This is a genomic window from Rhizobium pisi (assembly GCF_003938655.1).
Taxonomy (GTDB): domain Bacteria; phylum Pseudomonadota; class Alphaproteobacteria; order Rhizobiales; family Rhizobiaceae; genus Rhizobium; species Rhizobium pisi.
In genome coordinates this window covers 56976-83383 of sequence record NZ_RJJT01000006.1, presented here as the reverse complement: position 1 = coordinate 83383, position 26408 = coordinate 56976, and the positions used below count along the sequence as shown (strand labels likewise).

Below are 26408 nucleotides of genomic sequence, written 5' to 3'. Positions count from 1 at the left end.
ACGAATTGGTAATGCGTTCAAGAGCATGCGTGTATGTGGACAAAGCATCATAAGAAGAGAAGAATCGGTCGCTTCGTCATTCCGGCCATGACGGTCGCCTTCCTTTCCTACTTCGGCTATCATTGCATCCATGGCGATTACGGCTTGCGCGCCACGGAGGCGTTCGAGCATCAGCGTATCGCGCGCGAAAAAGAGCTTGCAGTCCTGAAGGCGAAGCGCGAACATCTGGAAAGTCAGGTCGCGCTGCTCAGCGACGGCTCGCTCGACAAGGACATGCTGGACGAAAAGGCGCGTTACCAGCTTAATATGTCGCGCGCAGACGAGATCGTAATATTCAATCACTATTCAAATTAACCGGAATTAGGTTAATTCTAATTCCCATATGTATTTCAATGATTTAACTCAGAATATGAGCCATGCAATTATGGCATTGCTGTGGTCATATTTCTTCCCTATGGTACGCGGCACCGAGAACCGACAAACCATAGGGAGGGTTGAATGGCGCCGCGAAAGACCGCGACGGTTTCCAGCCGCAAGACAGCAGCAAAACCTACAGCGAAAGCATCGAATGGCGGCCCGGTAGCCGACTTCGATCGCGATGAGGAGCTCAAGGCCTATCGCGAGATGCTGCTGATCCGCCGCTTCGAGGAGAAGGCCGGTCAGCTTTACGGCATGGGTTTCATCGGCGGTTTTTGCCATCTCTACATCGGTCAGGAAGCTGTCGTCGTCGGCATGCAGATGGCGCAGAAGGAAGGTGACCAGGTCATCACCGCCTATCGCGACCACGGCCATATGCTGGCGACCGGCATGGAAGCGCGCGGCGTCATGGCGGAGCTGACGGGCCGCCGCAGCGGCTATTCCCACGGGAAGGGCGGCTCGATGCACATGTTCTCGAAAGAAAAGCATTTCTACGGCGGCCACGGCATCGTTGGCGCCCAGGTCTCGCTCGGAACCGGTCTTGCCTTCGCAAACCGTTACCGCGGCAACGATAATGTCTCTGTCGCCTATTTCGGTGATGGCGCCGCCAACCAGGGCCAGGTCTACGAGAGTTTCAACATGGCGGCTCTCTGGAAGCTGCCGATCGTTTATATCGTTGAAAACAACCGTTACGCCATGGGCACTTCGACCGCGCGCGCCACTGCGCAATCGAACTATTCGCTCCGTGGATCCGGCTTCGGCATCCCCGGCATCCAGGTCGATGGCATGGACGTTCGCGCCGTCAAGGCGGCTGCCGATGAGGCGTTCGAACATTGCCGCTCGGGCAAGGGGCCGATCATTCTCGAAATGCTGACCTATCGCTATCGCGGTCACTCCATGTCCGATCCGGCGAAGTATCGCTCCAAGGACGAAGTGCAGAAGATGCGCTCCGAGCACGACCCGATCGAGCAGGTAAAGGCACGCCTCATCGAAAAGGGCTGGGCTTCCGAAGACGATCTGAAGGCGATCGACAAGGATGTCCGCGATATCGTTGCCGACAGCGCCGACTTCGCCCAGGCCGATCCGGAGCCGGATGCATCCGAGCTCTACACCGACATTCTGCTCTAATCGGGGAGGGAACCCATGCCTATCGATATCCTCATGCCCGCCCTCTCTCCGACGATGGAAGAAGGCACGCTGTCCAAATGGCTGAAACAGGAAGGTGACAAGGTCGTTTCCGGCGACGTGATCGCCGAAATCGAAACCGACAAGGCGACGATGGAAGTCGAAGCCGTCGACGAAGGCGTCATCGGCAAGCTGCTGGTCAACGCCGGCACCGAAGGCGTCAAGGTCAACACCAAGATCGCGGTGCTGCTGCAGGACGGCGAGTCGGCCGATGCGATTTCCGCCGCTCCGGCTGCCTCGCAGCCGGCTCCGGCTGCTGCGGCACCCGTTGCCCAGGAAGAGGAGCCGGCGCCAGCGTCGGCTTCCGCCCCGGTCCCGGCCGAGCCCAAGGCATTTGTGCCGAACGATCCGGAAATTCCTGCCGGTACGGAAATGGTGTCAATGACGGTGCGCGAAGCGCTCCGCGATGCCATGGCCGAAGAAATGCGCGCCGATGACAACGTCTTCGTCATGGGCGAGGAAGTTGCCGAATACCAGGGCGCCTACAAGGTCACCCAGGGCCTTCTGCAGGAATTCGGCGCTCGCCGCGTTATCGATACGCCGATCACCGAACACGGCTTTGCCGGTGTCGGCGTCGGCGCCGCAATGGCAGGCCTTCGCCCGATCGTCGAATTCATGACTTTCAACTTCGCCATGCAGGCGATCGACCACATCATCAACTCCGCTGCCAAGACGCTCTATATGTCGGGCGGACAGATGGGTGCTCCGATCGTCTTCCGCGGCCCGAACGGTGCGGCGGCTCGCGTCGGCGCCCAGCACAGCCAGGACTATGCTGCGTGGTACAGCGCGATCCCCGGCCTGAAGGTCGTCATGCCCTATACGGCTTCCGACGCCAAGGGCCTGCTGAAGGCCGCGATCCGGGATCCGAACCCGGTCATCTTCCTCGAAAACGAAATTCTCTACGGCCAGCACTTCGACGTGCCGAAGCTCGACAATTTCGTCCTGCCGATCGGTAAGGCGCGCATCCATCGTCCGGGCAAGGACGTCACGGTCGTCTCCTTCGGCATCGGCATGACTTATGCGACGAAGGCGGTCGCCGAACTCGAAAAGCTCGGCATCGACGTCGAACTGATCGACCTTCGCACCATCCGCCCGATGGATCTGCCGACCGTTATCGAATCGGTGAAGAAGACCGGCCGTCTCGTCACCGTTGAGGAAGGTTATCCGCAGTCGTCGGTCGGCACCGAAATCGCCACCCGCGTCATGCAGCAGGCCTTCGACTATCTCGATGCGCCGATCCTGACGATCGCCGGCAAGGACGTGCCGATGCCTTACGCTGCAAACCTAGAAAAGCTGGCGCTTCCGAACGTCCGCGAAGTCGTCGATGCGGTGAAGGCCGTTTGCTACAAATAAGGGGAGGGTATTTCGATGCCGATCAATATCACGATGCCCGCCCTCTCTCCGACCATGGAAGAAGGCAATCTTTCCAAATGGCTGGTCAAGGAAGGCGACACGGTCAAGTCAGGCGATGTGATCGCCGAGATCGAGACCGACAAGGCGACGATGGAAGTCGAAGCCGTCGATGAAGGCACGGTCGCCAAGCTCGTCGTGCCGGCCGGGACCGAAGGCGTCAAGGTCAATGCGCTGATCGCGGTTCTGGCTGCCGACGGCGAGGATGTCGCTGCCGCCGCAAGCGGCGCCGGTTCGGCTGCTCCGAAAGCCGAAGCCGCACCTGCTTCGAAGGCCGATGCCGCGCCAGCCCAGTCCGCACCGGCTCCGGCCGCTGCACCGGCGCCCGCAGCAGCAACCGCAGCGGTTTCGGTTGACGGCAACCGCTCCTTCTCCTCGCCGCTCGCGCGTCGTCTGGCCAAGGAAGCCGGTATCGATCTGTCGGCCGTTGCCGGCTCCGGTCCGCACGGCCGCGTCGTCAAGAGCGACATCGAAGCCGCCGTCGCCGGTGGCGGCGCCAAGGCTGCTGCTGCGCCCGCACCCGCCGCAGCCCCGCAGGCCGCCGCAGCTCCGGCCGCTGCTGCACCGAAGGGCGCCTCCGAAGAGGCCGTGCTCAAGCTTTTCGAGCCGGGTTCCTACGAACTCGTGCCGCATGACGGCATGCGCAAGACGATTGCCAGGCGCCTGGTCGAATCCAAACAGACGATCCCGCATTTCTACGTCAGCGTCGATTGCGAACTCGATGCGCTTATGGCGCTCCGTGCCCAGCTGAACGATGCGGCGCCGCGCAAGGACAATGCCCCGGCCTACAAGCTCTCCGTCAATGACATGGTCATCAAGGCCATGGCGCTGGCGCTGCGCGATGTTCCGGATGCCAACGTGTCCTGGACCGACAACAACATGGTCAAGCACAAGTACGCCGATGTCGGCGTCGCGGTCTCGATCCCGGGCGGCCTGATCACGCCGATCATCCGTAAGGCCGAGCAAAAGACGCTGTCGGCGATCTCCAACGAGATGCGCGATCTCGGCAAGCGGGCCAAGGACCGCAAGCTGAAGCCCGAGGAATATCAGGGTGGCACGAGTTCGGTCTCGAACATGGGCATGATGGGCGTGAAGAACTTCGCAGCTGTCGTCAACCCGCCGCATGCGACGATCCTCGCGGTCGGCGCCGGCGAACAGCGGGTCGTCGTCAAGAAGGGCGAAATGGCAATCGCCACCGTCATGACCGTCACGCTCTCGACCGATCATCGCTGCGTCGACGGCGCGCTCGGCGCCGAGCTGCTCCAGGCTTTCAAGGGCTACATCGAGAACCCGATGGGCATGCTCGTCTGATAGCGAAGCGGAGGCGGAAATGACCAAAACCGTTCTTTGCTATGGTGACTCGCTGACCTGGGGTTATGACGCCGAGACGATCGGCCGTCATGACTATCAGAACCGCTGGCCGAGCGTGCTTCAGGCCGCGCTCGGCAGTGAAGCGCGCGTCATTGCCGAAGGCCTGAATGGCCGAACGACCGCCTTCGATGACCATCTCGCCGATTGCGACCGTAACGGAGCGCGCGTCCTGCCGACGATCCTGCAGACGCACGCACCGCTCGATCTCGTCATTCTTCTTCTCGGCACCAACGACATGAAGCCGGTTGTCGCCGGTTCGGCCTTTGCCGCATGCCAGGGGATCGGCCGGCTCGTGCGGCTGATCCGCAATCATGCCTGGCCCTTCGAATTCGATGGGCCGGATATCCTGATCGTGGCGCCGCCGGCAATCTGCGCGACGGCCAATGTGCCCTTCGCGGCTTCTTTCCCGGGAGGCATAGAGGAATCGGCAAAGCTTGCAACGCTTTACCGTGATCTTGCCGACGAACTCGGTTGTGGCTTCTTCGACGGCAATTCCGTCGCCAAGACCACGCCGCTCGATGGCATTCACCTAGATGCCGAGAATACGCGTGCGCTCGGGCGGGGGCTGGAGTCGATCGTGCGGATGATGCTGGGGATTTAAGCATGACCTCCTTCATCGCCCTCCGGCAGGCCTCACGACGGGATGCCTCGGAGCTGGCGATTTTGGCGGATATCGCATCGCACGGCTTCGCCTCCTGGCTCTGGTTCGCCGATGTGGCGAACGGCGTGAGCGACACGCCGCTCGAGCGGGGCAGGCTGAAGATGAGCGAGGAGGAGGCCGTCGGCGGCTGGAGGGATGCCGTCGTCGCCGAGGCCTATGGCGAGGTCGCAGGTGTGGCGATCGGCCATGAGTTGGATGAAGGCATACGCGATATCGAGGCGACAGTCCCGGCGACCGGGCCGATGCTGGCCTTGCAGAAGACGGTTGTGGGAAGCTGGTTCATCGGCAGTCTCGGCGTCTACAGCCACCTGCGCGGCATCGGCATCGGACGCAGGCTGCTGGACGATCAGATTGAAAGAGCGGATCGGCGGCCCGTCAGTCTGATCACCGCAAGCGATAACGAAGCGGCTTTGTCGCTTTATGGAAGAAACGGATTCTTGGAGGCTGCGCGCGCCGATGCCGTGCCGCTCTTCGAAAACAGCAAAAAACACGCGTGGGTGCTCATGACCCGCAGCGCAGCGTAACAAAGGCAGGAAACACATGGCTGAATCCTACGACGTCATCATCATCGGCTCCGGCCCCGGCGGCTATGTCGCCGCCATTCGCGCCAGCCAGCTCGGCCTCAAGACCGCGATCGTCGAGCGCGAACATATGGGCGGCATCTGCCTGAACTGGGGCTGCATACCCACAAAGGCGTTGTTGCGTTCGGCCGAAGTCCTCGACCACGCAAATCACTTCAAGGATTACGGCCTCGTTCTCGAAGGCACGGTCAAGCCGGATGCCAAGGCCGTCGTCGCTCGCTCGCGCGGCGTGTCCGCCCGTCTCAACGCCGGCGTCGGCTTCCTGATGAAGAAGAACAAGATCGACATCATCTGGGGTGAGGCAAAGATCACCAAGCCCGGCGAGATCGTCGTCGGCAAGTCGTCGAAGCCTGTTGTCGAGCCGCAGCATCCGCTGCCGAAGAACGTCAAGAGCAGCGAGGGCACCTATACCGCCAAGCACATCATCATCGCGACCGGCGCCCGTCCGCGCGCGCTGCCGGGCATCGAGCCTGATGGCAAGCTGATCTGGACCTATTTCGAGGCGCTGAAGCCGGATGTATTGCCGAAGTCGCTGATCGTTATGGGCTCGGGCGCGATCGGCATCGAATTTGCAAGCTTCTATCGCTCGATGGGCGTCGACGTCACTGTCGTCGAAGTCATGCCGACCATCATGCCGGTCGAGGATGCCGAAATCACCGCCATCGCCCGCAAGCAGCTTGAAAAGCGCGGCCTCAAGATCTTCACGAGCGCCAAGGTCTCGAAGGTCGAGAAGGGCGCTAATAGCATCACCGCGCATGTCGAGACTTCAGACGGCAAGGTGCAGCAGATCACCGCCGACCGGTTGATTTCGGCTGTCGGCGTTCAAGGCAACATCGAGAACCTCGGCCTTGAGGCGCTCGGCATCAAGACCGATCGCGGCTGCGTGGTTGCCGACGGTTACGGCAAGACCAATGTTGCGGGCATCTACGCGATCGGCGATGTCGCCGGCCCGCCGATGCTGGCGCACAAGGCGGAGCATGAAGGTGTCGTCTGCGTCGAGAAGATCGCCGGCCTTCCGAATGTCCATCCGACCGATAAGGGCAAGGTTCCGGGCTGCACCTACTGCAATCCGCAGGTCGCCTCCGTCGGCTTGACGGAAGCCAAGGCCAAGGAGCAGGGCCGCGACATCCGCGTCGGTCGCTTCTCCTTCGCGGCCAACGGCAAGGCGATCGCGCTCGGTGAAGACCAGGGTATGGTCAAGGTGATCTTCGACAAGAAGACCGGCGAGTTGCTTGGTGCCCACATGGTCGGCGCCGAAGTCACCGAGCTCATCCAGGGATTCGTCGTCGCGATGAATCTCGAGACGACCGAGGAAGAACTGATGCACACGATTTTCCCGCATCCGACCGTATCCGAAACGATGAAGGAAGCGGTTCTCGATGCCTATGGCCGCGTGCTGAACGCTTGATAATTTCCAAGGCCGCCCTTTATCCCGGGGTGGCAAAGCCCATCCCCACAGGGCGGCAAAGCCATCCCCTGGGTGGCCAGAGCCATCCCCGGATGACCTAAGTCATCTCGCGGGGGTGGAAAAAACGAAAGGAAATCATCATGTCTATGGAGACGCAGGCGTTGCTGGTATTTTTGCTGATTGGTTTGGTCGCGGGCTTCCTCGCAAGTCTGGTCGTCGGTGGCGGCGGGCTGATAAGGTGTCTGCTGAGCGGCATCATCGGCGCCTTCGTCGGCGGCTATCTGTTCAGTGCGCTCGGCATCTCGCTGGGCATTGAAAACGCGTTGGTCGTGCAGATCATCCACGCCACCCTCGGCGCCATCGTTGTGGTGCTGATTGCAAGGGCGGTCGCCTGAGGCGCAACTGAGGGGTAAGGCAGGAATGGAAGGCGTCGGCTGGATTTCGGCAATCATCATCGGCGGACTTGCGGGCTGGCTCGCCGGCAAACTGATGGAAGCGCGATACGGGATTTTCCTGAATATTGTGCTCGGCATCGTCGGTTCGGTCGTCGCCAGCGCTGTCCTCGCGCAGTTTCATGTCGAGGTGGTCGGCGGGCGGCTCGGTTATTTCGTGACGGGTTTTCTCGGCGCCTGCTTGTTGATATTCCTTGCGCGGCTGGTGCGGCGCTAATGCATGTCGTCCGAACGTGTGCAGCGTTTTGGGATAACGACTGCATGAATCAAAGAATTAAAGCGTGTCGCACGGATGCGGTTTGACGCGATGCGCTTTAGATGGTTTGCCGCATAGGGGCGGCGGAAGGCTGATACTGCAATGGTGACTATCCTCGATACGATCAATCCCGACGCCAAGCGTGTGCGCCATCCCGAGAAGGCGCATCGCCCGGACACGGAAGTCATGCGCAAGCCGGATTGGATCCGCGTCAAGGCGCCGACGTCGAAGGGGTATGCCGAGACGCGCGCGATCGTGAAGGAGCACAAGCTCGTCACCGTCTGTGAGGAGGCCGGCTGCCCGAATATCGGCGAGTGCTGGGACAAGAAGCACGCCACCTTCATGATCATGGGCGAGATCTGCACCCGCGCCTGCGCCTTCTGCAACGTCGCCACCGGCAAGCCGAATGCACTTGATATGGCCGAGCCCGAAAATGTCGCCAAAGCCGTCAAGGAGATGGGTCTCAGCCACGTTGTCATCACCTCGGTCGACCGCGACGATCTTGAAGACGGCGGCGCCGAGCACTTCGAAAAGGTGATCTGGGCGATCCGCGCCGCTTCGCCGATGACGACCATCGAAATCCTGACGCCCGACTTCCTGAAGAAGCCCGGTGCGCTGGAGCGCGTCGTCGCCGCCAAGCCCGACGTCTTCAACCACAACATGGAAACGGTTGCCGGCAACTATCTGACGGTTCGCCCTGGCGCCCGTTATTTCCATTCCATCCGTCTGCTGCAGCGGGTGAAGGAACTTGACCCCACCATGTTCACCAAATCGGGCATCATGGTTGGCCTCGGCGAGGAGCGCAACGAGGTTCTGCAGCTGATGGACGATCTGCGCACCGCCGACGTCGATTTCCTGACGATCGGCCAGTATCTGCAGCCGACCCGCAAGCACCATAAGGTCGAAAGCTTCGTCACGCCCGATGAGTTCAAGTCCTACGAGACGGTCGCCTACAGCAAGGGCTTCCTGATGGTCGCCTCAAGCCCGCTGACCCGCTCCTCCCACCATGCCGGCGACGACTTCGCCCGGCTTAAGGCCGCACGCGAAAAGAAGCTGCTAATCGCCGCCGGGTAGGAGCCGCACTCGGTTTTTCAAGGAACCGAGGCGATTTGTTCGCTCAGGGTCGGCGTATCGCCCATTGCAGCGCGGGATAGCTGCCGATCATCTCGAACGCGCCAGCGCCGACTGCTTCGCGAACGGCGATCGCTACGCCGCTATGGGGATGATCGAGGGCGTCATGCCAATCGTCACCGGCGACGATGCCGCCCGATTTTACCTTACGCCTCAACACTTTGAGTTCCTCGGCCGTGCCTTCATAGGAGTGCGAAGAATCCAGATAGACCCAGTCGAGATTGTTGTCGGGAAGCTGCTCAAGGAAAGGCACTGAATAGTCGACATGGACCGACACGCTTGCGCCTTGCGCAGACCTTTTAATACGCTGCGAGGCTACATTGTGGGCGCGGCTCGTCGATAGCCGGCCATTGGCGGTATAGATGCCCCAGTCCGGATAGCGGTTTCCGAAAATCAACCACCAAGGATCGACGAAATAGGCGGATTTCGGTTTAGCCTGGTTGAGCAGAATGGTCGAGAATAGTCCGGTGAACACACCGAACTCGGCGCCGACACCACCTTTAGGGAACAAATCACACAGGAACTGTCTGCTCTTCAAGCGGTGGTCAGAGAAAAATTCAGCCCGTAGAAATTTCCAGTCTAACGGTATGCTCCCGGCTGAAAGTATATCTTTGGCATTTCTGAGAAAATGCTCTGTGAGGAAGCTCATTTGCGCCAATACCCGTTATTTTCCGGCAATGTATATGTTCTTATTGGAGGCATAACAAGAAATATTATTAGATTTGTGCAGGATATATATAAGTATAATATGTCGGAAAAATTGATTTTCGACAGGGTGTAGAGAGTATCGCATGGGCACTCACTTTATTTCCATTGTCGCCATGACGCGGGGGAGCAACAACCTTAGGATATCTGATACGGCATTTTGCGCGGCCAGCATCGTCTGACTCGGGGGAGCAATCTTAAGAGCGTTCGCTACCGTCATCATCAGGTCACGCGAAGCAGCTAGCCAACTCGCCGCTTTTGGCGCTTAGAGCATGCACGGAAAGTGCTCGCACGGGCTCGAGGGAGTTGCACGATGGACTTGAGAGCAGAGCTGCCGCTGCGTCAGCAGATCACCGATCTGGAACGGGCTGCGGAGCATATCCGCAGAGCTCGCCGCATTCTCGTCGTGGGCTGCTCGGGCGGCGGTAAATCCACTCTGTCGCTGAAGATCGCCGAGCGCTTCGGGCTTTCCTATATTTCGCTCGATCGCGATGTTCGCTGGCTTCCCGGTTGGATGCAGCGCGACAGGGTCGAGCAGAGAAATATCATCGCCAGCCGAATCCTCGAAGATCGTTGGATCATGGACGGCACCAGTCCCTCGACTTTCGACATTCGGCTGCCGCGCACCGAGGTCGTCGTCTGGGTACGCATGCCGCGGCTTCTCTGCATCTGGGGCGCGATCAGCCGATGGGCGAAGTGGATCGGCCGCACTCGACCGGAGATGGCGCCGGGCTGCATCGAGAAGGTCGATTGGGAATTCCTCCGCTTTATTTGGACTTTCGAAGAGAAATTCGCGCCGCGAATCGTAGCCGGCATCGCCGAGCATGGCCCTGATCTGCCCGTCCTCCAGCTAAAATCCCGCCGCCAGATGCGTGAGCTTCTTGATCTTCTCGGCCGGCCCGCTTAATTGCCGCCTATGCCGCAATTCGAAACACACCGTCCTGTCCCGCACACGCCCGACCAGATGTTTGACCTCGTTGCCGATGTTGAGCGCTATCCGGAGTTTCTGCCGCTCTGCGAAGCGCTGGCCATCAAAAGCCGCAGGGAGCGCGATGGCAAGATCCTGCTCATTGCCGACATGACGGTCGGCTACAAGGCGATCCGCGAGACCTTCACGACGCAGGTGCTGTTAAACCGGGCCGAGCGCGTCATCGAGGTCAAATATATCGATGGTCCGTTCAAATATCTCGACAATCGCTGGCACTTCGCCGACGCGCCAGCCGGCGGCTGCACCGTCGATTTCTTTATCGACTACGAGTTCAAGAGCCGCATCCTCGGCGCATTGATGGGCTCGATGTTCGATCGCGCCTTCCGCATGTTCACCGAGGCCTTCGAGACGCGCGCAAACAAAATCTATACGGCCGCCTGACGGAGCGCCGTCAGCGAAGCGAAACGATCATCTCCAGCGCCGTCCTGACTGTTGCCAGCCGAACTTCGCTGCGGCCGATATCGCCGTAGAGCATTTTCCGGAGAACGAGTGCGCCGGTGCGCGATTTGGCGGCGAGATGGACGAGACCGACGGGTTTTTCAGCCGCTCCGCCACCGGGGCCGGCAATGCCGGTGACGGCGACGGCGATGTCGGCGCGCGAGCGGAAGAGGGCGCCGTGCACCATCTGCCGCGCGGTTTCCTCGGAGACCGCTCCGAAACGCGAAAGCGTTGCCTCCTGCACGCCGAGCATCTCCATCTTCGCCGTATTCGTATAGGTGACGAAGCCGCGGTCGACGACCGCTGACGAGCCCGATATCTCGGTCAGCGCGCCGGCAATCAGTCCGCCCGTGCAGGACTCGGCTGTGGAGAGCATCAGCCCGGCAGCGGTGAAGTCGCGGATGATCGCCTCTGCAGCCGAAATGATATCCTGCGGAAAAAGGCTCATCATTTCCTCCCGCGATAGACGACAGTCGCAGTCGCGATCGCCGCGATGCCCTCGCGCCGGCCGACGAAGCCGATCGTCTCGTTGGTCGTCGCCTTGACCGAGCAGCGCTCGATATCGATGCCGAGATAATCCGACAATTTCGCCCGCATGGCGTCGCGATGTGGCCCGATCTTCGGCGCCTCGGCGATCAGCGAGACATCGGCATTCATGATCGTGCCGCCGCGCTCGCGCACGATCCGGGCCGCGTGTTCGATGAAGATCTTCGAGGCCGCCCCCTTCCATTGCGGGTCGGAGGGCGGGAAATGATCGCCGATATCGCCGGCGCCGCAGGTGGCGAGCAGTGCATCCGTCAGCGCATGCAGCGCGACATCGGCATCTGAGTGCCCCTTGAGCTTCTGATCGTGTGGAATGAACACGCCGCAGAGGGTGACGCCGTCGCCCGCCACGAGCTGGTGCACATCGTAGCCGTTGCCGGTGCGCACGTCGGGAAGCAGCGATGCCGACAGCTTGTCGTCGGCCTTGGCGATATCGCTCCTGACTGTCAGCTTGACGTTATCGGCCGTGCCTTCGACGATCGTCACCGGAATGCCGAGCCATTCGGCGATCGAGGCGTCGTCGGTGAAATCGCTTCGTCCGCTGGCGGCTGCCTTCTCATGCGCGTCGAGGATCGTCTCGAAGGCGAAGGATTGTGGCGTTTGCGCCGCATAGAGGCTTTCGCGCGAGACCGTCGCCAGCACGGTGCCGGCGCTGTCGGTGCGTTTCAGTGTATCGGTCACCGGCATGGCCGGGAGAACGGCCGGCGCGCCGTCGCCGAGGCTCTCGGCGATACGGTCCAGAAGCACATGGTCGAAAAAGGGACGCACGGCATCGTGGATCAGCACATGGCTGACATGTTTGTCCTTGAGATATTTGAGGCCGGCAAGCACGGATTGCTGCCTCGTGGCGCCGCCATGCACCGTTTCGATCGGGGTTGCCGAGATGATATGGCGCAGCGCCCTCGCAAACAGCGCCTCGTCATCGGGGTGGATGACGACGACGATCTGTGTCGCCAGTTCCCATGTCATGAAGTTTTCAAGCGTATGGACGATAACCGGCTTGCCGCCGATCATGCGATATTGCTTGGGGCCTTCCTTCGAGGACCCGGCGCGCTCGCCGCGGCCGGCGGCGACGATGACAATTCCGGCCGATATCGGTTGCTTGGAAGGCATTTGCAGCATAAATCCCTAAAAATATCCGGAATTGACCCGAGTGCTCTAACGTCTTGCTTTGGCGTTTTCCAGCATCTGCCCGAAAAATATCGATTTCGATCCCAGCCCCCTTGGCAAGCTACAGAACAATGGCTAAAAATAATGCAGTTCCATGGTGTGCCTGAAAGATAATCAATTGATTTCCAAGGACCTCGCAGCGCCTTTCCGAATCGGACCCGTGTCCGTGCGGAACCGCGTAGTGCTGGCGCCGATGTCCGGCGTCACGGACATGCCCTTCCGCGAGCTTGCATGGCGCTTCGGCGCAGGCCTTGTCGTCACCGAAATGGTGGCGAGCCGCGAACTGGTCAACGACACGGCCGAATCCTGGTCACGGCTGCGGGCAGCGGGCTTTCGGCCGCACATGGTGCAGCTTGCCGGGCGCGAGGCGCGCTGGATGGCCGAAGCGGCGAAGATCGCTGCCGATCACGGCGCCGATATCATCGACATCAACATGGGTTGCCCGGCAAAGAAGGTGATCGGCGGTTATTCCGGCTCGGCGCTGATGCGCGATCCCGACCACGCGCTCGGTCTCATCGAGGCGACGGTCAAGGCCGTCAATATCCCCGTGACGCTGAAGATGCGTCTCGGCTGGGACGAAAATTCCATCAACGCGCCTGATATTGCGCGCCGCGCCGAAGCGGCCGGCATCCAACTCGTAACCATCCATGGGCGTACCCGTATGCAATTCTACGAAGGTCGCGCCGATTGGCATGCGATCCGCGCCGTTCGTGACGTGGTCTCCATTCCGCTGATCGCCAACGGCGATGTCGAGAGCGCAGAGGATGCGCAGGAAATATTGCGCCGCTCCGGCGCCGATGCCGTCATGATCGGCAGGGGCTGCCAGGGCAGGCCGTGGCATGCCGGCGTCATTGCAGGCGCCGCCGCGCCGCTGTCGTACGAGATTGCCGACATCGCCGTCGAACATTACGGGATGATGCTGGAGTTCTACGGCGAGGCGGTGGCGATCCGCCATGCCCGCAAACATCTCGGCTGGTATCTGGAGCGTTTCGCCCCGACGCTTGCCGGCAGTGAAAAAGCGGCGATCATGACCTCGCATGATCCGCGCGAGGTGGTCGCCCGCCTTTACGATGCGCTTGATGCAAGTGCTCTCGATGGCCGGGAGGCGGCATGACGAAGGATACGACATCTCCGCCCGATCACGCCGGCGGAACCGTCGCCATGGCGGTGCTGAACGCCATCCAGAACCCCGTCGTCATGGTCGACGAATCCGGCTTTGTCGCCTTCGCCAATTGGGAGGCGGAAGCCTTTTTCGGCGCCAGCGCCTCGCACCTTGCGCGTTATCGGATCTCGACCTTCATTCCATTCGGCAGCCCGTTGCTCGCACTTATCGATCAGGTGCGTGAGCGCAAGGCGCCCGTCAACGAATATCGCGTCGACCTGAGCTCGCCTCGTCTCGGTCAGGACAAGCTCGTCGATCTCTACGTCGCCCCGGTGCTCAGCGAGCCGGGCGCCGTCGTCATCGTCTTCCAGGAACGCTCGATGGCCGACAAGATCGACCGGCAGCTGACGCATCGCGCCGCTGCCCGCTCGGTGACCGGTCTTGCCTCCATGCTGGCCCATGAGATCAAGAACCCGCTCTCCGGCATCCGTGGTGCTGCCCAGCTGCTCGAGCAGTCCGTGATCGACGATGATCGGGCGCTGACCCGGCTGATCTGCGACGAGACTGACCGCATCGTCTCGCTGGTCGATCGCATGGAAGTCTTTTCCGACGAACGCCCTGTCGATCGCATGCCGGTCAATATCCATTCCGTGCTCGATCACGTGAAGGCCGTCGCCAAGGCGGGTTTTGCCCGCAACATTCGCATCACCGAGAGTTACGACCCGTCGCTGCCGGCCGTCTATGCCAATCGCGATCAGCTCGTTCAGGTCTTCCTCAATCTGGTGAAGAACGCCGCCGAAGCGGTCGGCGACCGGCCGGACGGCGAGATCGTGCTGACGACGGCCTATCGGCCCGGCATTCGCCTTTCGGTCGCCGGCACGCGCGAAAAGATTTCGCTGCCGCTGGAATTCTGCGTTCACGACAACGGCCCCGGTGTTCCCACCGATCTACTGCCGCACCTCTTCGATCCCTTCATCACCACCAAGACGAACGGCAGCGGCCTCGGCTTGGCGCTGGTTGCCAAGATTATCGGCGATCACGGCGGCATCATTGAATGCGACAGCCAGAACAGCCGCACGACATTCCGCGTTCTCATGCCGGCATCGAAGGATGCCTCGCTGGAAGACGCCTCTACCGTAAGCTCGACAGGACCTTCTCGATGACAGCTACGATCCTCGTTGCAGATGATGATGCGGCCATTCGGACCGTGCTCAACCAGGCTTTGAGCCGCGCCGGCTATGACGTTCGCATCACCTCCAACGCCGCAACCCTCTGGCGCTGGATTTCGGCGGGCGAGGGCGATCTTGTTGTCACCGATGTGGTGATGCCGGATGAGAACGCCTTCGATCTGCTGCCGCGCATAAAGAAGGCGCGCCCCGACCTGCCGGTTCTCGTCATGAGCGCGCAGAACACCTTCATGACCGCCATCAAGGCGTCGGAGAAGGGCGCCTACGACTATCTGCCGAAACCCTTCGACCTCACCGAGCTGATCGGCATCATCGGCCGTGCGCTCGCCGAGCCGAAGCGCAAGCCGGCCAAGCTCGAAGAGGATATGCAGGACGGCATGCCGCTCGTCGGTCGCTCGGCGGCCATGCAGGAAATCTACCGTGTGCTCGCCCGGCTGATGCAGACGGACCTGACGCTGATGATCACCGGCGAATCCGGCACCGGCAAGGAACTCGTCGCCCGCGCCCTGCATGATTACGGCAAGCGCCGCAACGGCCCGTTCGTCGCGATCAACATGGCCGCGATCCCGCGCGACCTGATCGAATCGGAACTCTTCGGCCACGAGAAGGGCGCCTTCACCGGCGCGCAGACCCGCTCGACCGGCCGCTTCGAACAGGCCGAAGGCGGCACGCTGTTCCTCGACGAGATCGGCGACATGCCGATGGATGCCCAGACCCGGCTTCTGCGCGTCCTGCAGCAGGGCGAATACACCACTGTCGGCGGCCGTACGCCGATTCGCACAGACGTGCGCATCGTTGCCGCCACCAATAAGGATCTGAAGCAGGCGATCAATCAGGGCCTCTTCCGCGAGGATCTCTATTACCGCCTCAACGTCGTGCCGCTGCGCCTGCCGCCGCTGCGCGATCGCGCAGAGGATATTCCCGATCTTGTGCGCCATTTCATCCAGCAGGCCGAAAAGGAAGGACTCGGTTCCAAGCGCTTCGATCAGGAAGCCCTGGAACTGATGAAGGCCTATGCCTGGCCGGGCAACGTCCGCGAGCTGGAAAACCTCATCCGCCGTCTGATGGCTCTCTATCCGCAGGACGTCATCACCCGCGAAATCATCGATGCCGAGCTGCGCGCCGACGTGCCCGACAGCCCGATCGACAAGGGGCCGATCCGCAATGGCTCAATGACGATCGCGCAAGCCGTCGAAGAGAACATGCGCACCTATTTCTCAAGCTTCGGCGAAAATCTGCCGCCCCCCGGCCTTTACGACCGCGTGCTGACGGAAATGGAATATCCGCTGATCCTTGCGGCCCTGACGGCAACGCGCGGCAACCAGATCAAGGCCGCCGACCTCCTCGGTCTCAACCGCAACACCCTGCGCAAGAAGATCCGCGAACTTGGCGTTTCGGTCTACAGGAGCTCCCGCACAGCCTGAGCGACGGCTCCCACGGCTTGACAATGTGACCGAGTGCGTTGCATTTTCGCCACAATGCGTTGCTTAAAGGTCACGCAGGGTTTTGGACATTTCGCTCCCGATCGAGTCGTTAGAGCGCTGGCTTTCTTGGGCCGGCGTTGTTTGGTTTCGATCGGATGGCGAGGGCGGCAGGTGCCGCCTGAAGAGAGGCCGAATGACGCAGGATGGGGTATCGCCGGCGGCGGCGGGCGAGGCGGTGACGACGGTAACCGACCGCCGTGCCCTTTTTGCCGTGCCCGGCCTCGTGCTCGCCGGCGGCGCGCTTCTCTGTGCCACGATCACGCTTTTCGTGCTGCTCGGCCTAACGCCGATCGCGCCGAACTCGCATGTCGTCATTACCTCGGTGATCGTCAATTCCTTCTTCGTTCTGACGCTGATTGCCCTGATCGGCCGTGAGGTGGCAAGGCTGCTCAAGGCCCGCACCCGCGGCCGCGCGGCGGCACGCCTGCATATCCGCATCGTTGTGCTCTTCTCGATCGTCGCGATCACGCCGGCGATCCTTGTCGCCATCTTCGCCAGTATCACGCTGAACGCCGGTCTCGACCGCTGGTTTGCCTTGCGCACCCAGTCGATCGTCAGTTCGTCGCGCAATATCGGCCAAGCCTACATGATGGAGAATGCCAGCTACCTGCAGGGGCAGACGGTTTCCATGGCCAACGACCTGGAGCGTAACCGTGCGCTCTATAGCCTCGACAGAACAGGTTTCGCCGAACTGATGACGCGCCAGGCGAGGGGGCGCGGCCTGCTCGGCGCCTTCCTGGTCGAACGCGACGGATCAGTGAACGTTCAGGCCGACATCTCCACCGAAAAGCCGTTGCCGGCCATTCCGCAGGATGCGCTGGAAAAGGCTGCCGCCGGCCAGCCGACGCTCATTCCGCCCGGCGTCACCAACCTCGTCGGCGCCATCATCAAGCTCGACGCTATCCAGGGGACGTTCCTCTATACCGTGCGCGCCGTCGATCCCAAGGTCATGGGCGCCATGCGCATGATGGAGGAGAACGCCACCGAATACCGTTCGATGGAGGCCAACCGCTTCTCGCTGCAGATCGCCTTCGCCGTGCTCTACATCGGCTTCGCGCTAATCGTGCTTCTGGCGGCAATCTGGACGGCGATTGCGGTCGCCGACCGCATCGTCCGGCCGATCCGCCTATTGATCACGGCGGCCGACAGCGTTGCATCAGGCAATATGGACATCGTCGTGCCGGTGCATGCCGTCGATGGCGACGTCGCCAATCTCTCGCGCACCTTCAACAAGATGATCTCGGAAATCCGCACCCAGCGCGACGAGATCCTCGAAGCCAAGGACGAAGTCGACGACCGCCGCCGCTTCATCGAAGCGGTGCTGTCGGGCGTCACCGCCGCGGTTATCGGTGTGGAGCAGGATCGCCGCATTGCCATCGTCAACAGTTCGGCCGAGACGTTGATGACGATGTCGGCCGACGACATGCTCGGCAAGCAGCTGGCCGATATCGCGCCTGAGGTCGATCAGGTGCTGACCGAAGCGGCGCAGCGCCATCGCGGCGATTTCCGCAAGCAGATCGCGCTCGTACGCGGCGGCACGGTCAGGACGCTGAGCGTGCAGGTCACCCGCGAGGAAGTGCGGGATATGAGCGAATCCTACGTGATCACGCTCGACGATATCACCGACCTCGTCATTGCCCAGCGCTCGACTGCCTGGGGTGATGTGGCAAGGCGCATTGCCCATGAGATCAAGAACCCGTTGACGCCGATCCAGCTTTCCGCCGAGCGCATCCAGCGCCGCTACGGCAAGCAGATCGACCAGGGCGACCGGGCCGTCTTCGACCAGTGCACGGATACTATCATCCGCCAGGTCGGCGATATCGGCCGCATGGTCGACGAATTCTCAGCCTTCGCCCGCATGCCGAAGCCGACCAAGGAGCCGAGCGACCTGCGCGACATCCTGCGCGACGCGATCTTCCTGCGCGAGATGGGCAACCATCACGTCACCTTTGAGCAGGATTTCGGCGACCAGCCGTTGGATGGACTGTTCGACAGCCGCATGCTCGGCCAGGCCTTCGGCAATCTCATCAAGAATGCCGTGGAATCTCTGGAAGCTGTTCCGAGCGATGAACGGGACGAACGCAAGGTTCTCGTGCGCGCAGCACTCGATACCAGCCGCGACCGCTTCACCGTTGATGTGATCGACAATGGTCGCGGCCTGCCGGTGGAGAACCGTCACAGTATCCTGGAACCTTATATGACGATGCGCGAGAAGGGCACCGGCCTCGGCCTCGCCATCGTCAAGAAGATCATCGAGGAACATGGCGGGCAGCTCGAGCTGCACGATGCGCCCGCCGATTTTGACCGGGGAAGAGGGGCCATGATCCGCGTGCATCTGCCACGCCGGGATCCGACGCCTGCCACTCCCGCAGCCAATGACAAGGAAAGCGTTTATGGCCTCTGATATTCTCGTCGTCGATGACGAGCACGATATTCGCGAGATCGTTTCCGGCATTCTCTCGGACGAGGGCCATGAGACGCGCACGGCCCATGACAGTGACAGTGCGCTGGCGGCGATTTCCGACCGCGTGCCGCGGCTGATCTTCCTCGACATCTGGATGCAGGGCAGCAAGCTCGACGGTCTGTCGCTGCTCGACGAGATCAAGACCCGCCATCCTGATTTGCCCGTCGTGATGATATCAGGCCATGGCAACATCGAGACCGCCGTCTCGGCGATCAAGCGCGGCGCCTTCGATTTCATCGAGAAGCCCTTCAAGGCCGACCGGCTGATCTTGATCGCCGAGCGTGCACTGGAGAATTCCAAGCTGAAGCGGGAGGTGTCCGAGCTGAAACGGCGCACCGGCGACGCCTTGGAACTGATCGGCACCTCGGTCGCCGTTTCGCAGCTGCGGCAGACGATCGAGAAGGTAGCGCCGACCAATAGCCGCATCATGATCCTCGGCGCATCCGGCTCCGGCAAGGAACTCGTGGCGCGGATGATCCACAAGAAATCGGCTCGCGCCAACGGCCCCTTCGTCGCGCTGAACGCCGCCAACATCACGCCCGACCGGATGGAAGTGGCTCTTTTCGGAACCGAGGGCACGCCCGGCCAGGCACGCAAGATCGGCGCGCTCGAGGAAGCCCATCGTGGTATTCTTTATCTCGACGAGGTTGGCGAGATGCCGCGCGAAACGCAGAACAAGATCCTGCGCGTGCTCGTCGATCAGCAGTTCGAACGCGTCGGCGGCTCCAAGCGCGTCAAGGTCGATGTCCGCATCATTTCGTCGACCGCCTACAATCTCGAAAGCCGCATCGCCGAAGGCTGGTTCCGCGAGGATCTCTATCATCGCCTCGCCGTCGTGCCGGTGCGTGTGCCCGCACTTGCCGAGCGGCGCGAGGACATTCCCTTCCTGGTCGACCAGTTGATGCGCCAGATCTCCGAGCAGGCCGGCATCCGTCCGCGCCGCATCGGCGACGACGCCATGGCCGTGCTGCAGGCGCATGATTGGCCGGGCAATCTCCGCCAGCTGCGCAACAATATCGAGCGGCTGATGATCCTGGCCCGCACCGATGGGCCGGATGCGCCGATCACCGCCGACATGCTGCCGACCGACCTCGGCGACATGCTGCCGAAGGTTTCCGCCAAGAACGACTATCACATCATGACGCTGCCATTGCGCGAAGCCCGCGAGATGTTCGAGAAGGACTATCTGATCGCCCAGATCAACCGCTTCGGCGGCAACATCTCGCGCACCGCGGAATTCGTCGGCATGGAGCGTTCGGCGTTGCACCGCAAACTGAAGTCGCTCGGCGTCTGATTATGCCAGGCGCGGCCGAAGCCGCGCCACATCCCTTATTGCTTCCCGGAAAACCAGGTTACCCATGCCGAGAATTGCCTATGTGAACGGCCGCTACGTCAAGCATTCCGAAGCGAGCGTGCATATCGAGGATCGTGGCTACCAATTTGCCGATGGCGTCTACGAGGTCTGCGAGGTGCGCCACGGCTATATCGTCGACCTCACGCGCCATCTGAACCGTCTCGACCGTTCGCTGAGCGAATTGCGCATCGCCTGGCCGATGGGCCGGGCGGCGCTGACGCAGGTCATTCGCGAGACGCTGCGCCGCAACCATGTCCGCAACGGGCTGTTTTATATGCAGGTGACGCGCGGTGTCGCCCGGCGCGATCATGTTTTTCCGGCCGAGGGAACGTCGCCTTCCCTGGTGATAACAGCCAAGAGCACCGACCCGAAGATCATCGCGGCCAAGAATGCCAACGGCATCAGGGCGATCACCGTCGCCGACAACCGCTGGGACCGTGTCGACATCAAATCCGTCGGCCTGCTGCCGAACGCCATGGCCCGTCAGCAGGCCAAGGAAGCCGGCGCCCAGGAGGCGATCTATGTCGATGGCGACGGCATGGTGAAGGAAGGGGCGGCGACCAATGTCTGGATGGTAGATTCGGATGGAACGCTGGTGACGCGCCCGGCCGAACACGGCATCCTGCGCGGTATTACCCGCACCACATTGATGGATGTCGGCGCCAAGCTCGGCTTGAAGATCACGGAGCGGAACTTCTCCGTTTCCGAGATGCTCGCGGCCCGCGAAGTCTTCCTCACTGCAGCAACAAGCATTTGTTTTCCGGTCGTTTCCGTCGATGGCCAGCCTATCGCCAACGGTCATCCGGGCAGCGTCTCGCAGAAAGTCCGCGAAGCCTTTTTCGACGTTGCGGAAAAGATTGCGATTTGATACCAAGATTTGCTGGACGGGTGGAATGAGGGTGCCGCCGGTCTTGCATGGTGAGGTTGATTGATATTCTACCGGCCAGATCAGGTCGGCAATAAAGAAAGAAGCGGCGCGATGGCGGAACGTTCTCAGAATCTGCAGGACTTATTTCTCAATACTGTTCGCAAGCAAAAGATTTCCCTGACAATCTTTCTGATCAACGGCGTGAAACTCACGGGTGTTGTTACGTCTTTTGACAATTTCTGTGTTCTTCTTCGCCGTGACGGCCATTCGCAGCTCGTGTATAAACATGCGATCTCGACGATCATGCCGGGCCAGCCCATGCAGATGTTCGAGAGCGAAGAAGCCGCGTCCTAACAGGATCAGCCGTCATTTCGACACGCGATACCAAGAACGATTCGATCATCCCTGAGGCCGCCAAGCACAGGGATGACATGCGCGCGACTGTCGTCGTGCCGGTTCTGAAATCCCGCAGTCGCGGTGGCCAGACCGAATCGGCCTCCACCCGCACGCCGGAAAGCCGGCTTGAAGAAGCGACGGGCCTTGCCCAGGCAATCGACCTCGACGTCGTCAACGGCCAGATCGTACCGGTCAATGATCCGAGACCGGCGACGCTGCTCGGCACCGGCAAGATCGAGGAGATCAAGGCGCTGCTGAACGAGCGCGATTCCGGTCTCGTCATCGTCGATCATCCGCTGACGCCGGTGCAACAACGTAACCTCGAGAAGGAATGGAACGCCAAGGTCATCGACCGGACGGGCCTCATCCTCGAAATCTTCGGCCGCCGCGCCTCCACCAAGGAAGGCACGCTGCAGGTCGATCTCGCCCATCTCAACTATCAGAAGGGTCGCCTGGTCCGAAGCTGGACCCACCTTGAGCGTCAGCGCGGCGGTGGCGGCTTCATGGGCGGCCCCGGCGAAACCCAGATCGAAGCCGACCGGCGGCTGTTGCAGGACCGCATCATCAAGCTCGAACGCGAGTTGGAGCAGGTCGTGCGAACCCGCCAGCTCCACCGCGCCAAGCGCCGCAAGGTGCCGCACCCGATCGTGGCGCTGGTCGGTTATACCAATGCCGGCAAGTCGACCCTGTTCAACCGCATCACCGGCGCCGGCGTGCTGGCCGAAGACATGCTCTTTGCCACGCTCGACCCAACCCTTCGGCGCATGAAACTGCCGCACGGCCGCACCGTCATCCTGTCTGACACCGTCGGCTTTATCTCCGACCTACCGACCCATCTCGTCGCCGCCTTCCGCGCGACGCTGGAAGAGGTGCTTGAGGCCGATCTCATCCTGCATGTCCGGGATATGTCCGACGTCGACAATCAGGCGCAGAGCTCCGACGTGATGCGGATCCTGGGCGATCTCGGCATTGACGAGGCCGAAGCCGGTAAGCGGCTCATCGAGGTTTGGAACAAGATCGACCGGCTGGAGCCGGAGGTCCACGATGCCATGGTGCAAAAAGCTACCGGCGCCAGCAACGTGGTCGCGGTTTCCGCCGTCAGCGGCGAGGGCGTCGACGCGCTGATGGAAGAGATCAGCCGCAGACTGTCAGGCGTGATGACCGAGACGACGATCCGCCTTCCCGTCGACAAGCTGGCGCTGCTGCCATGGCTTTACGACCACGCAATCGTCGACGGCCGCGAGGACAATGAGGACGGTTCGATCACCCTCGATCTGCGCCTGTCCGAAACCGAAGCGACTGAACTGGAACGGCGCATCGGCAATGGCCCGAAGCCGCAGCGGGAAGATTGGGAATAGCGACCGTCGCCGGCGGAGTGATATTTAAACGGTATCGAGCTGTCGCTCGATCGCCTTTGCCGCCTGCCAGATTTCCTCCATCCGCTCCAACGTCGCGTCTTCCAGCGTCTCGCCTTCCGCTTCAAGAACATGCTCTATATGGCTGAAGCGACGACGGAACTTAGTATTCGTCCCACGCACTGCCTGTTCCGGATCGGTCTTCACATGGCGCCCGATATTGACGATCGCGAAGATCAGGTCGCCGAGTTCGTCGCTGACCTTCGCCTGATCTCCTTCCTTTAGCGCTACCCGCAATTCGCCGATCTCCTCCTCAATCTTGTCGAGGATCGGTTCCGGTGCCGACCAGTCGAAGCCAACCTTGGCGGCGCGTTCCTGCAGCTTCAGCGCTTCCGTCAAGGCCGGGAAGCTGCGCTGCACGGAGCCGAGGAATCCGGCCTTGAAATCCTCGGTGATGCCGCGCCTTGCCCGGCGCTCGGCGCGTTCGCGTTTCTCTGCCTGCTTGATCTCGTCCCACTGTCTCTTCACCGCGTCAGGCGTATCGGCCTCTGAACGGTCAAAGACATGCGGGTGGCGGCGGATCATCTTGGTAGTGATGGCGTTCACCACGTCGCCGAAGGAAAATTCACCGGCTTCCTCGGCCATGCGCGCGTGAAAGACGACCTGCAGCAGCAGGTCGCCCAACTCATCGCAGAGGTCGTCCATATCCCCGCGTTCAATCGCGTCGGATACCTCATAGGCCTCCTCGATCGTATAGGGCTTGATCGTTTGGAAGTTCTGCTCGATGTCCCAGGGGCAACCGGTTTCGGGATGGCGAAGGGCTGCCATGATCTCGATCAGCCGCGAAATGTTTTTGGAAGGTTCCATGTTGCCTCAGTTGAGCGGAATGTCGTTGGCGCTCTTCGACGACTGGTAGGTGGTAGACAGCGCGTCGTAGCGCGCCTTGATGCGGGCGGTCTGCGCCTTGAGGGTGGTTTTGAGCGCAGCCTCTTCAGTTTCGACGAGGTCGGCGATGGCAAAACTATTCCAGAAGGCGTTCTGCCTGCGGTAGCCGCCGGGTTCAAGCCCGAAGACTTCCTTCAGGATCTTCAGATCGTGGGGAATAGCGAATGCATCCCGGGAATCCTCATGGCTGAAGAAATAGTAGAAATTGTCGAAGCCCGCCCAAGTGATCGCGGACATGCACATGGTGCAGGGTTCGTGCGTCGAAAGGAAGATCAGATCCTTGGTCGGCGGCCTCTCGCCGAGCTCGTAGAAGCGTTTGAGCGTGTGCACCTCGCCATGCCACAGCGGATTTTCCAGCTCGTTGTTGGTCTCGGCAATGACGAGCGAGAGGTCGGATTTCCGCAGGATCGCCGCGCCGAACACCTTGTTGCCAAGCGAAACACCACGCTCCGTCAAGGGCAGGATGTCGTCTTCAATGACCGAAAGCAGGCGGGGGGCGATGGTCTTGTCGGGCATGAGGCTCTCCGGTTTTCCTCAGTCTATCGCCTGGATAGCGGGAGTGAAATGCACGAATCGCCGGTGGACGCCGTTTGCCACAGGCTTTATACTGCACCGCAACAAAAAGAATGGGGTAGGACGGTTTCCGTCAGTACGGTTGACTTTTCTCAAATCGTTGATCGGGCGAGCAAAAGAATACGCGCTTGCTCGGGCTTTCGAATTTCTGTTCCTTCAATCCCTTGTCGATCAAGGGCATATTCTGGCAACTTCGAAGTGGATTGATGATGCCTCCCAAGACTGAACAGCTCTCGATATTTCCCGCTTTCTTTCGCGTGGAAGGCCAGAAGACGGCTGTCTTCGGCAATGGCGATGAAGCCTTTGCGAAGGTGCGGCTGTTGCTGAACACGCGGGCACAGATCGTCGCCTATGCCGATCGGCCGGAAGCCGATTATCATTCCTTCCTGATCGCCAACCGCATTGAAACCGTACGCTCCGCCTTTTCCGCCGGCCAGGTCGAGGGAGCTGCACTCGTCTTCGCCGCAACCGGCAATGAAGCTGACGACCGCAGCATTGTCGATGCCGCCCGTGCCGCAAGAATTCCGGCCAATGCCGTCGATCAGCCCGATTACTGCGATTTCTTCACGCCGGCGCTGGTCAACCGTGCGCCCGTCGCCGTCGCGATCGGCACTGAAGGAGCAGGGCCGGTTCTGGCGCAGATGATCCGTGCGCAGATCGACCAGCTTCTTTCGCCCTCGCTCGGCCGGCTCGCCGGGCTTGCAACGAGCTATCGTAAGGCCGTCGAGCAGCTGGTGCCGCGAGGCGTTTCCCGTCGCGTCTTCTGGCGCCGTTTTTTCTCCGGCCCTGTTGCCGATGCGGTCGCCAACGGCAACCTGCCGCAGGCCCGCCATGCCGCCGATGGGCTGTTACGGGCGATGGACAAGGTTGCTGGTCACGTCTGGCTGGTCGGCGCCGGCCCGGGCGCTGAGGACCTGCTGACGCTACGGGCCCAGCGCGTGATGATGGAAGCCGACGTGATCGTCTATGATGCCCTCGTGCCGCAGGCGATCGTCGATATGGGCCGTCGCGATGCCGAGCGGCTTTCGGTCGGCAAGCGCAAGGGCTGCCATTCGAAGTCGCAGGAAGAGATCAACGATTTGCTGGTCGATCTCGGCCGCCAGGGCAAACGGGTCGTCCGCCTGAAATCGGGCGATCCCCTGGTCTATGGCCGGGCAGGGGAAGAGATGGCGGCGCTGCGCGCTGCCGGCATCACCTATGAGGTCGTGCCGGGCATCACCTCGGCTTTCGCCGCCGCCGCTGATTTCGAGCTGCCGCTGACGCTGCGCGGCGTTGCCTCCTCGCTGGTCTTCACGACGGGCCATGATCTCACAGGCGACGTGCTGCCCGATTGGGCAAGCCTTGCCGTGTCTGGCGCAACGATCGCCGTCTATATGGGCCGCACGGTTGCCGCCTCGGTCGCCGAGCGTCTGATGCAAGCGGGCATTCCTTCCGAGACCACCGTCGCCGTCATCGAAAATGCCAGCCGCGCTGATCGCCGCCTGCTCCATGGCACGCTCGCTGATCTGCCCGATCTGCAGCACCGCGACGAGTTGACGGGACCTGTCATGGTCATTATCGGCGATGCCGTCGCCGGTGCCAATTTCGAACTGTCCGAGCCGCTGGTGCGCGCGAACGCCCGGCTCGAGGAACTTGCAAGGAGCTGAATATGGTAGACAAGGTTCTGACCGCCAACCGGCTGACAGACGGCATTGCCGTATGGCTGGATGCGAACGGGAAGTGGTCCACCTCGCTGCAGGAGGCGCTCGTTGCCCGCCACAATGAAGCCGTTGCGGCGCTGGAAGCGATCGGCAAGAAATCCTATGCCGACAACGAGGTTGTTGACGTCGCCGTCGTCGAAGTCCAGGAAACCAACGGTATTCTCTGGCCGCTTCGCCTTCGCGAGCGCATCCGCGCACAAGGTCCGACCATGGAATATGCTCCGGGCTACGCTCCCGCCGATCCAGAATTTATTGCAGTCTGAG

General features: G+C 61.3%; 27 protein-coding genes. 22 read left to right on the top strand and 5 right to left on the bottom strand.

Going from position 1 to position 26408, the window contains the following annotated elements; all coding sequences use genetic code 11:
- Positions 1-33 precede the first annotated feature (33 nt).
- The 10 genes from EFD55_RS09940 (at position 34) to lipA (ending at position 8815) form a co-directional block, all read left to right on the top strand.
- Positions 34-354 carry an FtsB family cell division protein gene (locus tag EFD55_RS09940; protein ID WP_125844781.1) on the top strand — a complete coding sequence of 107 codons (321 nt, stop codon included), beginning with the start codon at positions 34-36 and terminating at the stop codon, positions 352-354.
- 144 nt (positions 355-498) lie between these two features.
- Positions 499-1545, top strand: a complete 1047-nt coding sequence (pdhA, locus tag EFD55_RS09935) for a pyruvate dehydrogenase (acetyl-transferring) E1 component subunit alpha (protein WP_125844779.1) — start codon at positions 499-501, stop codon at positions 1543-1545.
- Positions 1546-1560: 15 nt separating this feature from the next.
- The gene (locus EFD55_RS09930; RefSeq protein ID WP_125844777.1) at positions 1561-2955 is read left to right on the top strand and encodes a pyruvate dehydrogenase complex E1 component subunit beta; all 1395 of its coding nucleotides are present in this window, start codon (positions 1561-1563) and stop codon (positions 2953-2955) included.
- Positions 2956-2970: 15 nt separating this feature from the next.
- Positions 2971-4323: a pyruvate dehydrogenase complex dihydrolipoamide acetyltransferase gene (locus EFD55_RS09925; protein ID WP_125844775.1), complete on the top strand. Its 1353-nt coding sequence runs from the start codon at positions 2971-2973 to the stop codon at positions 4321-4323.
- 19 nt (positions 4324-4342) lie between these two features.
- Complete coding sequence (locus EFD55_RS09920; RefSeq protein WP_125844773.1) at positions 4343-4984, top strand: SGNH/GDSL hydrolase family protein; 642 nt, start codon at positions 4343-4345, stop codon at positions 4982-4984.
- Positions 4985-4986: 2 nt separating this feature from the next.
- Positions 4987-5568, top strand: a complete 582-nt coding sequence (locus EFD55_RS09915; protein ID WP_125844771.1) for a GNAT family N-acetyltransferase — start codon at positions 4987-4989, stop codon at positions 5566-5568.
- A 16-nt stretch (positions 5569-5584) separates the two neighbouring features.
- A complete protein-coding gene (lpdA, locus tag EFD55_RS09910; protein WP_125844769.1) occupies positions 5585-7033 on the top strand; it encodes a dihydrolipoyl dehydrogenase in 1449 nt (482 codons plus the stop codon).
- Between the two features lie 140 nt (positions 7034-7173).
- Complete coding sequence (locus tag EFD55_RS09905; RefSeq protein ID WP_125844767.1) at positions 7174-7428, top strand: GlsB/YeaQ/YmgE family stress response membrane protein; 255 nt, start codon at positions 7174-7176, stop codon at positions 7426-7428.
- A gap of 25 nt (positions 7429-7453) precedes the next feature.
- Positions 7454-7702 (top strand): GlsB/YeaQ/YmgE family stress response membrane protein, encoded by a 249-nt coding sequence (locus EFD55_RS09900; RefSeq protein ID WP_125844765.1) that lies wholly within the window; start codon positions 7454-7456, stop codon positions 7700-7702.
- A gap of 141 nt (positions 7703-7843) precedes the next feature.
- A complete protein-coding gene (lipA, locus tag EFD55_RS09895) occupies positions 7844-8815 on the top strand; it encodes a lipoyl synthase (protein ID WP_125844763.1) in 972 nt (323 codons plus the stop codon).
- Positions 8816-8858: 43 nt separating this feature from the next.
- Here lipA and EFD55_RS09890 read toward each other — a convergent pair whose 3' ends face one another.
- The gene (locus EFD55_RS09890) at positions 8859-9521 is read right to left on the bottom strand and encodes a class I SAM-dependent methyltransferase (protein ID WP_245438442.1); all 663 of its coding nucleotides are present in this window, start codon (positions 9519-9521) and stop codon (positions 8859-8861) included.
- Positions 9522-9890: 369 nt separating this feature from the next.
- On the opposite strand from EFD55_RS09890, the gene EFD55_RS09885 reads away from it, so the two are divergent.
- Entirely contained in the window at positions 9891-10484 is a 594-nt protein-coding gene (locus tag EFD55_RS09885; RefSeq protein ID WP_125844761.1) for a P-loop NTPase family protein, read from the top strand.
- Between the two features lie 9 nt (positions 10485-10493).
- Positions 10494-10946 carry a type II toxin-antitoxin system RatA family toxin gene (locus EFD55_RS09880; RefSeq protein ID WP_125844758.1) on the top strand — a complete coding sequence of 151 codons (453 nt, stop codon included), beginning with the start codon at positions 10494-10496 and terminating at the stop codon, positions 10944-10946.
- 10 nt (positions 10947-10956) lie between these two features.
- On the opposite strand, the gene EFD55_RS09875 is transcribed toward EFD55_RS09880, so the two are convergent.
- Together EFD55_RS09875 and EFD55_RS09870 are read right to left on the bottom strand one after the other, a co-directional pair.
- Positions 10957-11454 carry a CinA family protein gene (locus EFD55_RS09875; RefSeq protein WP_183736685.1) on the bottom strand — a complete coding sequence of 166 codons (498 nt, stop codon included), beginning with the start codon at positions 11452-11454 and terminating at the stop codon, positions 10957-10959.
- Entirely contained in the window at positions 11451-12668 is a 1218-nt protein-coding gene (locus EFD55_RS09870; protein ID WP_125844754.1) for a bifunctional 2-C-methyl-D-erythritol 4-phosphate cytidylyltransferase/2-C-methyl-D-erythritol 2,4-cyclodiphosphate synthase, read from the bottom strand. Before EFD55_RS09870 ends, EFD55_RS09875 begins: the two co-directional genes overlap by 4 nt.
- Positions 12669-12810: 142 nt before the next feature.
- Here EFD55_RS09870 and dusB point away from each other — a divergent pair, with 142 nt between their 5' ends.
- The 8 genes from dusB (at position 12811) to hflX (ending at position 22929) form a co-directional block, all read left to right on the top strand.
- Positions 12811-13830, top strand: coding sequence for a tRNA dihydrouridine synthase DusB (dusB, locus tag EFD55_RS09865; protein WP_125844752.1), 1020 nt, complete (start codon positions 12811-12813; stop codon positions 13828-13830).
- On the top strand, positions 13827-14981 hold the full coding sequence (locus EFD55_RS09860) for a two-component system sensor histidine kinase NtrB (RefSeq protein ID WP_125844750.1): 1155 nt from the start codon (positions 13827-13829) through the stop codon (positions 14979-14981). Before dusB ends, EFD55_RS09860 begins: the two co-directional genes overlap by 4 nt.
- On the top strand, positions 14978-16429 hold the full coding sequence (gene ntrC, locus EFD55_RS09855) for a nitrogen regulation protein NR(I) (protein WP_125844748.1): 1452 nt from the start codon (positions 14978-14980) through the stop codon (positions 16427-16429). The genes EFD55_RS09860 and ntrC overlap by 4 nt, the downstream gene beginning before the upstream one ends.
- A gap of 193 nt (positions 16430-16622) precedes the next feature.
- Positions 16623-18893 carry a sensor histidine kinase NtrY-like gene (locus EFD55_RS09850; protein WP_125844746.1) on the top strand — a complete coding sequence of 757 codons (2271 nt, stop codon included), beginning with the start codon at positions 16623-16625 and terminating at the stop codon, positions 18891-18893.
- Complete coding sequence (gene ntrX, locus EFD55_RS09845) at positions 18883-20247, top strand: nitrogen assimilation response regulator NtrX (RefSeq protein ID WP_125844744.1); 1365 nt, start codon at positions 18883-18885, stop codon at positions 20245-20247. Before EFD55_RS09850 ends, ntrX begins: the two co-directional genes overlap by 11 nt.
- A 64-nt stretch (positions 20248-20311) precedes the next feature.
- A complete protein-coding gene (locus EFD55_RS09840; RefSeq protein WP_125844742.1) occupies positions 20312-21175 on the top strand; it encodes a D-amino-acid transaminase in 864 nt (287 codons plus the stop codon).
- A 111-nt stretch (positions 21176-21286) separates the two neighbouring features.
- Positions 21287-21529, top strand: coding sequence for an RNA chaperone Hfq (gene hfq, locus EFD55_RS09835; RefSeq protein WP_003539403.1), 243 nt, complete (start codon positions 21287-21289; stop codon positions 21527-21529).
- 77 nt (positions 21530-21606) lie between these two features.
- Complete coding sequence (gene hflX, locus EFD55_RS09830) at positions 21607-22929, top strand: GTPase HflX (protein WP_125844740.1); 1323 nt, start codon at positions 21607-21609, stop codon at positions 22927-22929.
- A gap of 24 nt (positions 22930-22953) precedes the next feature.
- Here the strand turns inward: hflX and mazG are convergent, their stop codons facing one another.
- Positions 22954-23793, bottom strand: a complete 840-nt coding sequence (gene mazG, locus EFD55_RS09825) for a nucleoside triphosphate pyrophosphohydrolase (RefSeq protein WP_125844738.1) — start codon at positions 23791-23793, stop codon at positions 22954-22956.
- A 6-nt stretch (positions 23794-23799) separates the two neighbouring features.
- Positions 23800-24387 carry a deaminase gene (locus EFD55_RS09820; RefSeq protein ID WP_125844736.1) on the bottom strand — a complete coding sequence of 196 codons (588 nt, stop codon included), beginning with the start codon at positions 24385-24387 and terminating at the stop codon, positions 23800-23802.
- Between the two features lie 266 nt (positions 24388-24653).
- Here EFD55_RS09820 and cysG point away from each other — a divergent pair, with 266 nt between their 5' ends.
- Positions 24654-26090, top strand: coding sequence for a siroheme synthase CysG (cysG, locus tag EFD55_RS09815; protein WP_125845092.1), 1437 nt, complete (start codon positions 24654-24656; stop codon positions 26088-26090).
- Positions 26091-26092: 2 nt separating this feature from the next.
- On the top strand, positions 26093-26407 hold the full coding sequence (locus EFD55_RS09810) for a DUF2849 domain-containing protein (RefSeq protein ID WP_125844734.1): 315 nt from the start codon (positions 26093-26095) through the stop codon (positions 26405-26407).
- Position 26408 lies beyond the last annotated feature (1 nt).